This is a genomic window from Streptomyces sp. NPDC007907, assembly GCF_042959365.1.
In the GTDB taxonomy this organism is placed as follows: domain Bacteria; phylum Actinomycetota; class Actinomycetes; order Streptomycetales; family Streptomycetaceae; genus Streptomyces; species Streptomyces indiaensis.
Genome location: NZ_JBIBKR010000001.1, coordinates 87438 through 100895, shown reverse-complemented (window position 1 = coordinate 100895; position 13458 = coordinate 87438). Strand labels below are relative to the sequence as shown.

15 protein-coding genes are annotated in these 13458 nt (G+C 70.8%); 14 read left to right on the top strand and 1 reads right to left on the bottom strand.

Features of this window, described 5'->3' with window-relative positions:
- Positions 1-42: 42 nt before the first annotated feature.
- The 11 genes from lepB (ACFZDI_RS00465) to ACFZDI_RS00415 all read left to right on the top strand — a co-directional run bounded on the left by lepB (ACFZDI_RS00465) (position 43) and on the right by ACFZDI_RS00415 (position 9439).
- Positions 43-765: a signal peptidase I gene (lepB, locus tag ACFZDI_RS00465; protein WP_391246831.1), complete on the top strand. Its 723-nt coding sequence runs from the start codon at positions 43-45 to the stop codon at positions 763-765.
- On the top strand, positions 758-1852 hold the full coding sequence (gene lepB, locus ACFZDI_RS00460; RefSeq protein ID WP_234847504.1) for a signal peptidase I: 1095 nt from the start codon (positions 758-760) through the stop codon (positions 1850-1852). The genes lepB (ACFZDI_RS00465) and lepB (ACFZDI_RS00460) overlap by 8 nt, the downstream gene beginning before the upstream one ends.
- Positions 1740-2702 (top strand): signal peptidase I, encoded by a 963-nt coding sequence (lepB, locus tag ACFZDI_RS00455; protein WP_234847503.1) that lies wholly within the window; start codon positions 1740-1742, stop codon positions 2700-2702. Before lepB (ACFZDI_RS00460) ends, lepB (ACFZDI_RS00455) begins: the two co-directional genes overlap by 113 nt.
- Positions 2703-2753: 51 nt before the next feature.
- Positions 2754-3533 (top strand): signal peptidase I, encoded by a 780-nt coding sequence (gene lepB / locus ACFZDI_RS00450; RefSeq protein WP_234847502.1) that lies wholly within the window; start codon positions 2754-2756, stop codon positions 3531-3533.
- On the top strand, positions 3523-4047 hold the full coding sequence (locus ACFZDI_RS00445; protein ID WP_391246828.1) for an NUDIX domain-containing protein: 525 nt from the start codon (positions 3523-3525) through the stop codon (positions 4045-4047). Before lepB (ACFZDI_RS00450) ends, ACFZDI_RS00445 begins: the two co-directional genes overlap by 11 nt.
- A 56-nt stretch (positions 4048-4103) precedes the next feature.
- The gene (locus tag ACFZDI_RS00440; RefSeq protein WP_003993268.1) at positions 4104-4412 is read left to right on the top strand and encodes a DUF2469 domain-containing protein; all 309 of its coding nucleotides are present in this window, start codon (positions 4104-4106) and stop codon (positions 4410-4412) included.
- Between the two features lie 76 nt (positions 4413-4488).
- The gene (locus tag ACFZDI_RS00435) at positions 4489-4890 is read left to right on the top strand and encodes a YraN family protein (RefSeq protein ID WP_234847500.1); all 402 of its coding nucleotides are present in this window, start codon (positions 4489-4491) and stop codon (positions 4888-4890) included.
- Positions 4891-6516 (top strand): YifB family Mg chelatase-like AAA ATPase, encoded by a 1626-nt coding sequence (locus ACFZDI_RS00430; protein ID WP_391246827.1) that lies wholly within the window; start codon positions 4891-4893, stop codon positions 6514-6516.
- Positions 6513-7673 carry a DNA-processing protein DprA gene (gene dprA, locus ACFZDI_RS00425; RefSeq protein ID WP_391246825.1) on the top strand — a complete coding sequence of 387 codons (1161 nt, stop codon included), beginning with the start codon at positions 6513-6515 and terminating at the stop codon, positions 7671-7673. The genes ACFZDI_RS00430 and dprA overlap by 4 nt, the downstream gene beginning before the upstream one ends.
- A 272-nt stretch (positions 7674-7945) precedes the next feature.
- On the top strand, positions 7946-8788 hold the full coding sequence (whiG, locus tag ACFZDI_RS00420; protein WP_361118800.1) for an RNA polymerase sigma factor WhiG: 843 nt from the start codon (positions 7946-7948) through the stop codon (positions 8786-8788).
- 93 nt (positions 8789-8881) lie between these two features.
- A complete protein-coding gene (locus tag ACFZDI_RS00415) occupies positions 8882-9439 on the top strand; it encodes a TetR/AcrR family transcriptional regulator (RefSeq protein WP_234847532.1) in 558 nt (185 codons plus the stop codon).
- A 208-nt stretch (positions 9440-9647) separates the two neighbouring features.
- Here ACFZDI_RS00415 and ACFZDI_RS00410 read toward each other — a convergent pair whose 3' ends face one another.
- A complete protein-coding gene (locus ACFZDI_RS00410) occupies positions 9648-10217 on the bottom strand; it encodes a peptidoglycan DD-metalloendopeptidase family protein (protein ID WP_391246823.1) in 570 nt (189 codons plus the stop codon).
- A 274-nt stretch (positions 10218-10491) separates the two neighbouring features.
- Between ACFZDI_RS00410 and rpsB the strand changes: the two genes are divergently transcribed.
- The 3 genes from rpsB to pyrH all read left to right on the top strand — a co-directional run bounded on the left by rpsB (position 10492) and on the right by pyrH (position 13332).
- Positions 10492-11376, top strand: coding sequence for a 30S ribosomal protein S2 (rpsB, locus tag ACFZDI_RS00405; protein WP_234847495.1), 885 nt, complete (start codon positions 10492-10494; stop codon positions 11374-11376).
- 176 nt (positions 11377-11552) lie between these two features.
- The gene (gene tsf, locus ACFZDI_RS00400) at positions 11553-12389 is read left to right on the top strand and encodes a translation elongation factor Ts (protein ID WP_053668724.1); all 837 of its coding nucleotides are present in this window, start codon (positions 11553-11555) and stop codon (positions 12387-12389) included.
- A gap of 184 nt (positions 12390-12573) precedes the next feature.
- A complete protein-coding gene (gene pyrH, locus ACFZDI_RS00395) occupies positions 12574-13332 on the top strand; it encodes a UMP kinase (RefSeq protein ID WP_234847494.1) in 759 nt (252 codons plus the stop codon).
- Positions 13333-13458 lie beyond the last annotated feature (126 nt).

Below are 13458 nucleotides of genomic sequence, written 5' to 3'. Positions count from 1 at the left end.
CTCCGAGGGGTTCATGTCGGGGCCGGATAGCATCTGGCTCCGATGGACACCGAAGCGCAGCCGACGACACGCGACCGTTCCTCCCGCCCTACCGGCTCCGAGACGACCTCGGATCCCGCAGGGCCGGAGGACCGGTCGCGTGTCGCGTTCGTGGCGCGGGTCGGCTCCCTGGTCCCGGGCGGCCGGATCACCCTCACCCTGCTGCTCTGCCTGGTGTTCCTGCTGTCGCTCAGCACCTTCGTCCTGCGGCCCTTCCAGATCCCCAGCGGATCCATGGAACCCGGATTGAGGATCGGGGACCGGGTTCTCGTAAATAAGTTGGCGTACCGTTTCGGTGCCGTGCCGCAGCGGGGAGACATCGTCGTGTTCGACGGAACCGGGTACTTCGGGCACGCGGACTACATCAAGCGCGTTGTCGGTGTGGGGGGAGACCGCGTGGTCTGCTGCGACAGGGAGGGGAGCATCCAGGTGAACGGCCGGCCGGTCGACGAATCGGGCTTCCTGCATCCCGGCGACAGCCCGTCCGAGGTGCCCTTCGACGTCGTCGTGCCCGACGGCGCCCTGTTCGTCCTCGGCGACCACCGCAGCGACTCCAGCGACTCCCGCGACCACCTCGGCTCGCCGGGCGGCGGCATGATCCCCGTCGGCGACGTGATCGGCCGCGCCGACGGGATCGTCTGGCCCTTCGCTCACGCCACCCGGCTGCACCGGCCCGACGCCTACGCGCGCGTGCCCGGCGTCCGCAAGGCGGGCGCCCATGGGTAACCGCGGCAAACCGCGCGGCGTCCCTGCGGGCCCCGCGGAGAACCTGCTGCCCACCGGGGTCCGGCGCGCCGCCGGCCCGTCCGGCGGCGGCCGTACGCGTGCCGAGCGCCGCAAGCTCCAGCGCAAGGTCAAACGGCGGCGCAGGCGCGGTGCCGTCAAGGAGATACCACTCCTCGTGGGCGTGGCCGTCCTGATAGCGCTCGTGCTGAAGACGTTCCTCGTCCAGGCGTTCGTCATCCCGTCCGGCTCCATGGAGCAGACGATCCAGATCGGCGACCGCGTCCTGGTCGACAAGCTCACCCCGTGGTTCGGCTCGAAGCCGCAGCGCGGTGACGTCGTCGTCTTCAAGGACCCCGGCGGCTGGCTCAAGGACGAGCAGCCCGCCACGCGGAAGTCCGACCCCGTCGTCGTCAAGCAGGTCAAGGAAGGGCTCACCTTCATCGGCCTGCTGCCCTCCGAGAACGAGAAGGACCTCATCAAGCGGGTCGTCGGCGTCGGCGGCGACCGCGTCAAGTGCTGCGACACGCAGGGGCGGGTGACCGTCAACGGCGTCCCGCTCGTCGAGGACTACCTCTACCCCGGCGCCGCCCCGTCCGACACGCCGTTCGACATCACGGTCCCCCAGGGGCGGCTGTGGGTGATGGGCGACCACCGCAACAACTCCGCGGACTCCCGCGCCCACCAGGACACCGACTACGGGGGCACGGTCTCCGAGGACGAGGTGGTGGGCCGCGCCATGGTCATCGCCTGGCCCTTCGGTCACTGGAACATGCTGGAGGAGCCGAATACCTACGCCTCCGTGTCCGACTCGGCCGCCGGGTCGACCGCCGCTTCCGAACTGTCGCATAGGGTTGCCTCCTACGATTCGAACGGAACGATCCAACTCCCGACTCCTGCGGAACTCCCGCTCGTTATGGGAGTGGTGGGCCTGCGCCGCGTATGGGGCAGGCGGCGGCACAGAGTGAGGAGTTGGCGTGGAGGATGTGGCGGTTGGCGCACGGTCCGGACACGACGGCGAGGAGCACCGCGGACGCCCCGCGGAATCCACCGTCCCGGCCGCGGACAGCGCCGTGACCTCCGGGAGTGACTCCGGGACAGCCGAGGATGGCAGGGTGACGGGCGAGCAGACCACGGCCGAGGGCCAGGGACCGGGCGGTACGGCAAGGACACCGAAGAAACCGCGCTCCTTCTGGAAGGAACTGCCCATCCTGATCGGTATCGCGCTGGTGCTGGCGCTGCTGATCAAGACGTTCCTGGTGCAGGCGTTCTCGATCCCCTCCGACTCGATGCAGAACACCCTCCAGCAGGGTGACCGCGTCCTGGTCGACAAACTCACGCCCTGGTTCGGTTCCGAGCCCGAGCGCGGCGAGGTCATCGTCTTCCACGACCCGGACAACTGGCTGGCGGGCGAGCCGACCACGGACCCGAACGCCCTGCAGACCTTCCTCAGCTGGATCGGCCTCATGCCGTCCGCGGAGGAGAAGGACCTCATCAAGCGGGTCATCGGCGTCGGCGGCGACACGATCGAGTGCAAGAACACCGGCCCGCTCACGGTCAACGGCAAGGCGCTCAACGAGCAGGACTACGTCTACGCCGGCAACACCCCGTGCAGCGTCGACGACCAGGGCGGCCAGTTCAAGGTGAAGGTCCCCGAGGGCTACGTCTGGGTCATGGGCGACCACCGGCAGAACTCGCGGGACTCCCGCTACAACCAGTCCGACAAGAACCACGGCATGGTCCCGGTGAAGGACGTCGTCGGACGCGCCGTCGTCGTCGCGTGGCCGGTCAACCGCTGGGCGACCCTGCCGGTCCCGGACACCTTCGACCAGCCCGGGCTGAACGCCCAGCCGGCCGCAGCCGGTCTGACGGTCGCGCCGCAGGGGCTCGCGCTCCTCGGGGTCGTGCCGGTGGTGCTCTGGCGTCGCCGGAAGCCGTGATCCCGGCCATGGGCTGACCCCGGCCGGTACCCCCGGGTAGGGTGCGGACCCATGGGTGGCGAGAGCATGACGCACACGGCCCCGCGCAGCGGCGGCCCGGGCACGGGCCCGGTGGGCAGCCGGACCGGACAGCGACTGTCCGGGCTGGCCGTCGCACTGGGCCTCGTGCTGTTTCTCGGCGGTTTCGCCTGGGGAGCGGTGGTCTACCGGCCGTACACCGTGCCCACCAGTTCGATGACACCGACGATCGACGCGGGCGACCGGATCCTGGCGCAGCGCGTCGACGGCGCCGAGGTGCGCCGCGGTGACGTCGTCGTCTTCAAGGACGCGACCTGGGCCAACGCGCCGATGGTCAAGCGCGTGGTCGCCGTCGGCGGCGACACGGTCTCCTGCTGCCAGGACGGCAAGCTGAAGGTCAACGGCAAGGAGATCGACGAAACGTACCTGCCCAAGGGAACACCGGCCGAGATGAGCAATTTCCCGACCGTGACCGTCCCCAAGGGCCGTCTCTTCCTGCTCGGCGACGAGCGGGGCAACTCGGTTGACTCCACGGCCCACCTCACCGACGCCGCCAGCGGCACGGTGGCGCGCTCCGCCGTGGACGCCCGCGTCGACTCCGTCGTGTGGCCCATGAAGGGCATGCTGGAGCGCCCCACCGGCTTCGAGCCGCTCAACACCCTGTCCTCGCCCGGACCGCTGCGGACGATCGTCGTCCTCGTGATCGCCGGCGCCGTGCTCGTCCTGGGCGGAGGCGCCTACGGGCCCATCGCCAAGCGTGCTGGCGCCTCCCGGGCCCGACGGGAGAACGCGGAGCCCGCAGGTGCCCGCTGAGGCCGTGGGAGCGGGCCAGGACACCTACGCGGGCGGCTTGCGCAGGGTCGCCCGGGTGGTGCTGCTTGACCCACGGGACCGCATCCTTCTGCTGCACGGGCACGAGCCGGACGACCCGGCCGACGACTGGTGGTTCACCCCCGGAGGCGGGGTGGAGGGCGAGGAGACCCGTGAACAGGCCGCCCTGCGGGAACTCGCCGAGGAGACGGGCATCACCGACGTCGAACTCGGCCCGGTGCTGTGGCGGCGCAGGTGCTCCTTCCCGTTCGCGGGCCGCCGCTGGGACCAGGACGAGTGGTACTACCTGGCCCGCACCGACCGCACGGCGGTGGCCGCCACCGCACTGACGGAACTGGAACGGCGCAGCGTCGCCGGAGCGCGCTGGTGGACGTGTCCGGAACTGAGCCGGGCACATGAGACGGTGTATCCGACCAGACTCGCCGGGCTGCTGCGCACGCTGCTCGACGAGGGTCCCCCGGCCAGGCCTGTGATCCTTGACCCGGAAATCGTCTAGGGGCTCACGGGACTGGCGCACAATGGGGGGATCGCACGGCTGAAGGGGAACATGCCATGAGCGCCGAGGACCTCGAGAAGTACGAGACCGAGATGGAGCTGAAGCTCTACCGGGAGTACCGCGATGTCGTCGGTCTGTTCAAATACGTGATCGAGACCGAGCGGCGTTTCTACCTGACCAATGACTACGAGATGCAGGTGCACTCGGTCCAGGGTGAGGTGTTCTTCGAGGTGTCCATGGCCGACGCCTGGGTCTGGGACATGTACCGGCCGGCGCGGTTCGTGAAGCAGGTGCGCGTCCTCACGTTCAAGGACGTGAACATCGAGGAGCTGAACAAGAGCGACCTGGAGCTGCCGAGCGGCTGAGGTTCCTCGTGTGGGTGACGGAGTTGTCCACAGTCCCTGAGCCGTCCACCAAGATCCACTTCGTGGTGGCGGCTGCGTGATCGTTGGCGCCGGAGGTGGTGCCGACATGACCGCACATCTGGCACGCAGTGCCATGGGCAAGTACGGGGAGAGTCTGGCCGCACGGCGGCTGGTGGAGGCCGGTCTGACGGTCCTGGAGCGCAACTGGCGCTCCGGCCGGACCGGCGAGATCGACATCGTGGCCCGGGACGGTGACGTCCTGGTGGTCTGCGAGGTGAAAACCCGCAGGGAAGGTCCCTTCCAGCATCCGATGGCGGCCGTGACCCCGCAGAAGGCGGAGCGGCTGCGGGGCCTGGCCGAGCGCTGGATCCAGACACACGGCGGCGCACCGCCCGGCGGCGTCCGCATCGACCTGATCGGCGTCCTGCTGCCCGCGCGCGGCGCCGCCTTGGTCGAGCATGTGCGGGGGGTGGCCTGAATGGCATTCGCCCGTGCGTGTTCGGTGGCGCTGGTGGGCGTCGAAGGCGTGGTCGTCGAGGTCCAGGCCGATCTAGAACCCGGCGTCGCCGCGTTCACGCTGGTGGGGCTGCCCGACAAGAGCCTCACGGAGAGCCGGGACCGGGTGCGCGCCGCTGTCGTCAACTCGGGCGCGGCATGGCCCCAGAAGAAACTCACGGTCGGCCTGAGCCCGGCCTCGGTGCCGAAGTCGGGCAGCGGCTTCGACCTGGCCGTCGCGGCGGCGGTCCTCGGCGCGGCGGAACGCATCGATCCGAGGGTCCTGGCCGACATCGTGATGATCGGCGAACTGGGACTGGACGGACGCGTGCGACCCGTGCGGGGGGTGCTGCCGGCGGTGCTGGCGGCGGCGGATGCGGGGTATGAGCAGGTGGTGGTGCCGGAATGCGCCGCCGCCGAGGCGTCCCTCGTACCCGGGGTCTCGGTGCTGGGCGTGCGCAGCCTGCGGCAGCTGATCGCCGTCCTGGCCGACGAACCCGTGCCCGACGAGGAACAGGACGAGCTGGGCCGCCCGGACCCGCTCCTCGCCGGGCTCCGGATGCCGGGCACCGGCGCGGCCACAGGCATGCACAGCGCCGGAGCGGCCCAGCACGACCACGGTCACGACCTGGCGGACGTCGTCGGGCAGACCTCGGCGCGCACGGCCGTGGAGGTGGCCGCAGCGGGTGGGCATCACCTCTTCCTCGAAGGGCCGCCCGGCGCGGGCAAGACCATGCTCGCCGAGCGGTTGCCGGCCATCCTGCCCCGGCTCGGCCGACAGGAGTCGCTGGAGGTCACCGCGGTCCATTCGATCGCGGGCCTGCTGCCTCCGGGCAAGCCACTGATCGACGTGGCGCCCTACTGCGCACCCCACCACTCGGCCACGATGCAGGCACTCGTCGGCGGCGGCCCGGGCATCGCACGGCCCGGGGCCGTCTCGCTGTCCCATCGCGGAGTGCTGTTCCTGGATGAGACGCCGGAATTCAACAGCCAGGCCCTGGACGCACTGCGCCAGCCGCTGGAGGCAGGGCATGTGGTGATCGCGCGCAGTGCGGGGGTCGTGCGCTTCCCGGCCAAGTTCCTCATGGTGCTCGCGGCCAACCCCTGCCCGTGCGGCCGGTTCTCGCTGCGGGACGACCTGTGCGAATGCCCGCCCTCGGCCATCCGCCGCTACCAGGCCAGGCTGTCCGGCCCGCTGCTCGACCGGGTCGACCTGCGCGTCGAGGTGGATCGGGTCACCCGCTCCGAGCTGACCGCCTCCGACGCCAGGGGCGAGTCGACCGCGACGGTCGCCGACCGGGTGAGAGCGGCCCGCGAAAGGACCGCGGAGCGTCTCGCGGGAACCCCCTGGTGCACCAACAGCGAGGTGCCCGGCCGGGAATTGCGCAGCCGCTGGTACGCCGTGCCCGGTGCGATGGACGAGGCCGAGCGGAACCTGGAGCGGGGCGTCCTCACCGCCCGCGGCCTCGACCGCGTCCTGCGGGTGGCCTGGACCGTCGCTGACCTCGTCGGCCACGACCGGCCCGACGCCACAGACGTCGCCCTCGCCCTGCAGCTGCGCACCGGCGTGCCGCGCGGCGTACCGATGGCCATCGGGGCGCTGACATGAACCTCCTTGACGAACCCGACGAGAAACTGCTCGCCCGCATCCTGCTCACCCGCGTCATCGAGCCCGGGGACGAGGTCGGTGGGCGGTGGGTGCGGGAGTTCGGGGTCGGGGGAGTGGTGCGGCGGTTGCAGGAGGGCGGGGCCGCTCTGCCGGGGGTGAGCGGGAAGCGGTGGGCCGGGCTGGTGGCCAGGGCCGAGGCTGCCCGGCCCCGGCAGGACCTCGCCGCAGCCCGGGACGCCGGCGTGCGGTTCGTGGCTCCGGGGGAGGCAGAGTGGCCGGCGCAGCTCGACGACCTCGGGGACGCCCGGCCCCTGGGCCTGTGGGTGCGCGGACGGCCCAGTCTGCGGATGTGGGCGCTGAAGTCGGTCGCCGTCGTCGGCGCCCGGGCCTGCACCGAGTACGGAGCCCACATGGCCGCCACCCTCGCCGCCGGGCTGGCCGAGCAGGGCTGGGTCGTGGTCTCGGGCGGCGCCTACGGAGTCGACGGTGCCGCCCACCGCGGAGCCCTCGGAGCCGGCGGCGCCACCGTCGCCGTCCTCGCCTGCGGCGTCGACCGTCCCTACCCCCGCGGCCACACCCAGCTGATCGGCCGGATCGCCGAACAGGGCTTGGTGATCGGGGAGTTGCCACCTGGCGAGCACCCCACACCGAACCGGTTCATCCTGCGGAACAGAGTGATCGCCGCGCTCACCCGCGGCACGGTGGTCGTGGAGGCGGCCCACCGCAGCGGCTCCCTGGTCACCGCGCGGGCTGCACAGCGCCTCGGCCGGCACACCATGGGCGTACCGGGCCCGGCCACCAGCGCCCTCTCCGCCGGAGTGCACGATCTGCTGCGCGGCGAGGCCGTCCTGGTCTCGGACGTCGCGGATGTGGTGGAACTGGTCGGTGACATCGGCGAGCTGGGCCCTGACCGCCGAGGCCCCGTCCTGCCCCGGGACCTGCTGGAACCGGTCGCCCGCCAGGTCCTCGACGCCCTGCCGGGACGCGGCACCGCCGGGCCCGGCGAGATCGCGCGCGCCGCACAGACCGCACCGGACGACGCGCTCGCGAGACTGTACGAACTCCGAGCACTCGGTTACGTCGAACGACACGGCGACGGCTGGAAGTTGACACGCCAGGCGGTGATGTCGGTCCGCGACGCCCGCGGACCGTGCTGACGGTGTGTGTTCGGCCGTCCGGGGGAACCCCGACATCCCTTGGAAATGCGCCCAGTTGAGGCCCTCCGGCGATCACAGCGAGCGACCGGGCCTCCCCGACGGGACGTCGTGAGGAACGTATCTGCGCCCGCCCCGGCCTCCGCCCTTCGCGCACCGCGACACCACAGTCACGCTACGCTCACGACGATCCCGACACGGACAGGCAACTCGACATCACACAGACAGCTCACCCTGGCAGCACCACTCCGCAGCAGAACGGCACAAGGCGACGAATGCCCCAGCACACCTCCGGGTCCGACCGGGCGGCGATCCCCCCAGCCGCCCGTGACGGTGGCAGCGTGCGACCGCCCGCTCCCTCCACGCTCGACGAGCTGTGGCGGTCGTACAAGGCGACGGGGGACGAACGGCTGCGGGAGCAACTGATCCTGCACTACTCGCCGCTCGTGAAGTACGTGGCGGGACGGGTCAGCGTGGGCCTGCCGCCCAACGTGGAGCAGGCGGACTTCGTCTCGTCCGGGGTGTTCGGGCTCATCGACGCGATCGAAAAGTTCGACCTCGACCGGGAGATCAAGTTCGAGACCTACGCGATCACCCGGATCCGCGGCGCGATGATCGACGAGCTGCGGGCCCTGGACTGGATCCCCCGCTCGGTGCGGCAGAAGGCGCGCAACGTGGAGCGGGCGTACGCCACGCTGGAGGCGCGGCTGCGGCGGACGCCGACGGAGGGCGAGGTGGCCTCCGAGATGGGCATCGCCGTCGAGGAACTCCACGGGGTGTTCAGCCAGTTGTCGCTGGCCAACGTGGTGGCCCTGGAGGAGCTGCTGCACGGGAGCGGTGACGGCGGTGACGGGCTCAGCGTCATGGACACGCTGGAGGACACCGCCGCCGACAACCCGGTGGAGGTCGCCGAGGACCGGGAACTGCGGAGGTTCCTGGCGCGGGCGATCAACACCCTGCCCGACCGGGAGAAGACCGTAGTCACGCTGTACTACTACGAGGGCCTCACCCTGGCCGAGATCGGGAACGTGCTGGGGGTCACCGAGAGCCGGGTCAGCCAGATCCACACCAAGTCCGTGCTGCAGCTGAGAGCGAAACTGGCGAGCTTCGGCCGCTGACCTGGCCGGATGCCCCCGGGTCGGCGGCAACCACTCCCGTCCGGCGGGACGCGTCCGTACAGTGTTGACGTGCCAAGGATTCGAGCGGCCTCCGTGGCCGAGCACCGGTCGATGCAGCGAGCCGCCCTGCTGGACGCGGCTCGTTCCTTGTTGTCCGAGGGCGGTACGGAGGCGCTGACCTTCCCGGCCCTCGCCGAGCGGACGGGCCTCGCGCGTTCGTCCGTCTACGAGTACTTCCGGTCACGGGCGGCCGTGGTCGAGGAGCTGTGCGAGGTCGACTTCCCGGTCTGGGCGGCGGACGTGTCGGCGGCGATGGAGCGGGCGGAGACGGCCGAGGCCAAGGTCGAGGCGTATGTGCGGCAGCAGTTGGAGCTGGTCGGGGACCGGCGCCACCGGGCCGTGGTCGCGATCTCCGCGAGCGAGCTGGACGCCGGGGCCCGGGAGAAGATCCGGGCGGCGCACGGCGGGCTGGTCGCGATGATCGTCGAGGCGCTGGGCGAGCTGGGGCACGAGCAGCCCCGGCTGGCGGCGATGCTGCTGCAGGGCGTCGTGGACGCGGCCGTGCGGAGGATCGAGCTGGGGGCGGCGGAGGAACCGGCGGTTGTCGCGGAGGCGGCTGTGGGGATGGCGCTGCGGGGTGTGCGGGGCTGAGGGCGCGGGTGCCCCGCGGGGACGGGTCCGCAGCCCGGCGGTGCGGGGTGCCGCTGCGCCCACCCTCCCCCTGGCTCCCGACGTCGTTCGAGCAGGGGGGCCACCGTCGCCCCAGGCAGCACGACTGCCCGAAGCCGGGGCGGGACGACGGCCCGCAGTCGGTCAGTACACCGGCAGCAGTCGGGACGGGACGACGGCCCGTGGTCGGTCAGTACACCGGCAGCAGTCGGGACGGGCCCCGGCTGAGCAGCCACGGGGGCAGAAGTGACAGTGGGTTCAGGTAGGTCTCCCCACGGCGCAGACCCCAGTGCACGCACGCAGCCGTGCAGTGCGAGCCGGTCGCGTCCACCGTGCCGATCACCTCGCCCGGTGCCACTTCGTCGCCCTTCTCCACCGACGCCGTCACCGGCTCGTAGGTCGTGCGCAGGGGTGGGTCGCCGGTGCCGGTGAGGTCCACCGCGAGCACGCCCTTTCCGGCCACCCGGCCCGCGAACGACACCGTGCCGGCCGCCACCGCCCGCACCGGCGTTCCCGGAGCCGCCGCCAGGTCCACGCCCCGGTGGCCCCGGCCGTAGACCGTCGCCGGGGGCTCCCAGCCGCGCAGGACCGGGGGACGCAGGCCGACGGGCCACGCGCGGCCGAGCGCCGGCACGGTGTCGTCCGCGAGCGGGGCACCCGCCGCGAGCAGCCGCGGGGGCGGAGCCAGGAGGGCCCATGCGGTGAGGAGCAGCAGCACGATCAGACGCCTACAGACGCGGACACATCGGTTCTCTCGCATGGGGAAAGCGTCCCGGAATGTGACCCCACGGAGTCGCCGGTTGTGGATCATCCGCCGGTTGTGGACAACGGCGTCACCCGGCACCCCGCGGGTCCCGTACACTTCTGGTGGCGACCCGAGCCGTCGGGTCGACTTCGCACGCCCCGACACGAACCCCGGCAACGGGCCCGTGTCAGCGCCCCTCGGTCCCTCGTGGAACGGCGCGCAGTGGGCGTCAGGCGCGGAAGCCGTCCGGCATCCGCGGCACAACCGAGAAATTCAAGGAGATACGGCCATGGCCGTCGTCACGATGCGGGAGCTGCTGGAGAGCGGCGTCCACTTCGGTCACCAGACCCGTCGTTGGAACCCGAAGATGAAGCGCTTCATCTTCACGGAGCGCAACGGCATCTACATCATCGACCTGCTCCAGTCGCTGTCGTACATCGACCGCGCCTACGAGTTCGTCAAGGAGACCGTCGCCCACGGTGGCACGGTCATGTTCGTCGGCACGAAGAAGCAGGCGCAGGAGGCCATCGCCGAGCAGGCCACCCGCGTCGGCATGCCCTACGTCAACCAGCGCTGGCTGGGCGGCATGCTCACCAACTTCTCGACCGTCTACAAGCGTCTGCAGCGCCTCAAGGAGCTCGAGCAGATCGACTTCGAGGACGTCGCCGCGTCCGGTCTGACCAAGAAGGAGCTTCTCGTGCTCTCGCGCGAGAAGGCCAAGCTGGAGAAGACCCTCGGCGGTATCCGCGAGATGCAGAAGGTGCCCAGCGCCGTCTGGATCGTGGACACCAAGAAGGAGCACATCGCCGTTGGTGAGGCCCGGAAGCTGAACATCCCGGTCGTCGCGATCCTCGACACCAACTGCGACCCCGACGAGGTCGACTACAAGATCCCGGGCAACGACGACGCGATCCGCTCCGTCACCCTGCTCACCCGCGTCATCGCCGACGCCGTCGCCGAGGGCCTCATCGCCCGCAGCGGTGTCGCCACCGAGGGCAAGGGCGAGAAGGCCGCGGGCGAGCCGCTGGCCGAGTGGGAGCGCGACCTGCTCGAGGGCGAGAAGAAGGCCGACGAGGCCGCGCCCGCCGCCGAGGCCGCTCCGGCCGAGGCCCCCGCCGCCGAGGCCGAGAAGCCGGCCGAGGGCGACAAGCCGGCCGAGGCCGAGCAGGCCTGACCCGTCAGTCCCGTGGTGACGGCGGGAGCGGTACTGCTTGCACCAGCGCCCTCGGCGCGGTGAAGTCCGCTCCCGCCGTTCACCCGTAGGTCAGCGGAGGGACAGCGCGCTCCTGCTCCATGGAGCGCATCCGCAGATCTTCGATCTTCCAGACTTCGAGAGAGATTCACAGACTCATGGCGAACTACACCGCCGCCGACGTCAAGAAGCTCCGTGAGCTCACGGGCGCCGGCATGATGGACTGCAAGAAGGCGCTGGACGAGGCCGAGGGCAACGTCGAGAAGGCCGTCGAGGCGCTCCGCATCAAGGGCCAGAAGGGCGTCGCCAAGCGCGAGGGCCGCTCCGCCGAGAACGGCGCCGTGGTCTCGATCATCGCCGACGACAACTCCTCCGGCGTCATCGTCGAGCTGAAGTGCGAGACGGACTTCGTCGCCAAGGGCGAGAAGTTCCAGGCCGTCGCCAACCAGATCGCGCAGCACGTCGCCAAGACCTCCCCGGCCGACCTCGACGCCCTGCTCGCCTCCGAGATCGAGGCCGGCAAGACCGTCCAGGCGTTCGTCGACGAGGCCAACGCCAACCTGGGCGAGAAGATCGTCCTGGACCGCTTCGCGCAGTTCGCCGACGGCTACGTGACGGCGTACATGCACCGCACGATGCCCGACCTGCCCCCGCAGATCGGTGTCCTCGTCGAGCTGGACAAGCCGAACGCGGAGATCGCCAAGGGTGTCGCCCAGCACATCGCCGCCTTCGCGCCGAAGTACCTCTCCAAGGAGGACGTGCCGGCCGAGGTCGTCGAGTCCGAGCGCCGCGTCGCCGAGGAGACCACCCGCGCCGAGGGCAAGCCCGAGGCCGCCCTGCCGAAGATCGTCGAGGGTCGCCTCAACGGCTTCTTCAAGGACGCCACGCTGCTCGGCCAGCCGTACGCGCTCGACAACAAGAAGTCCGTCCAGAAGATCCTGGACGAGGCCGGTGTCACCCTGAAGCGCTTCACGCGCATCAAGGTCGGCATCTGAGTCCGTACCGCGCTCGACGCCCGACCCCTATAGGGTCGACAGCAGTCGTCCGCGTACGCCGTCACACCAGTGGCGGACGACAGCAGATCTGACGAGGAGGCCATTGCCGTATGGGATGCGAAACACGCCCCACCGGCAATGGCCTTCTTGGTATGTGCAACACGTGAAAGAGGCGGGATCCCCCATGACCACCAAGGCCCAGAAGAGCGACGACGGCAAAGTGAGCGGCCGGTTTCTGCTGAAGCTGTCCGGAGAGGCCTTCTCCGGTGGCGGCGGCCTGGGCGTCGACCCCGACGTGGTGCACAAGATCGCTCGCGAGATCGCGGCCGTCGTGCGCGACGGTGCCCAGATCGCGGTCGTCATCGGCGGCGGCAACTTCTTCCGCGGTGCCGAACTCCAGCAGCGCGGCATGGACCGGGCCCGCTCCGACTACATGGGCATGCTCGGCACGGTCATGAACTGCCTCGCCCTCCAGGACTTCCTGGAGAAGGTGGGGGTGGACTGCCGCGTGCAGACCGCCATCACCATGGGCCAGGTCGCCGAGCCGTACATCCCGCTGCGCGCCGTACGGCACCTGGAGAAGGGCCGCGTGGTCATCTTCGGCGCCGGCATGGGCATGCCGTACTTCTCCACCGACACCACCGCCGCGCAGCGCGCCCTGGAGATCGACGCCGAGGCGCTGCTGATGGGCAAGAACGGCGTGGACGGGGTGTACGACTCCGACCCCAAGACCAACCCGGACGCCGTGAAGTTCGACCACCTCGGCTACGGCGAGGTGATCACGCGCGACCTGAAGGTCGCCGACGCCACGGCCGTGACCCTGTGCCGCGACAACAAGCTCCCGATCGTGGTCTTCGAGCTGCTGGCGGAGGGCAACATCGGGCGCGCCGTCAAGGGTGAGAAGATCGGCACGCTGGTGGGGGACCCCGGCAGTCGGGACTGAGACCCCAGAACAACCCCGTCCGGGGGACGGACGGGACGGAGCCGGGCCGGGGGATGGACAATGTCCCGCCGGTCGGGAACCGTGCAGGAAGAAGACGCGACGCAGCCGGCCGCCGCCCACATGGAA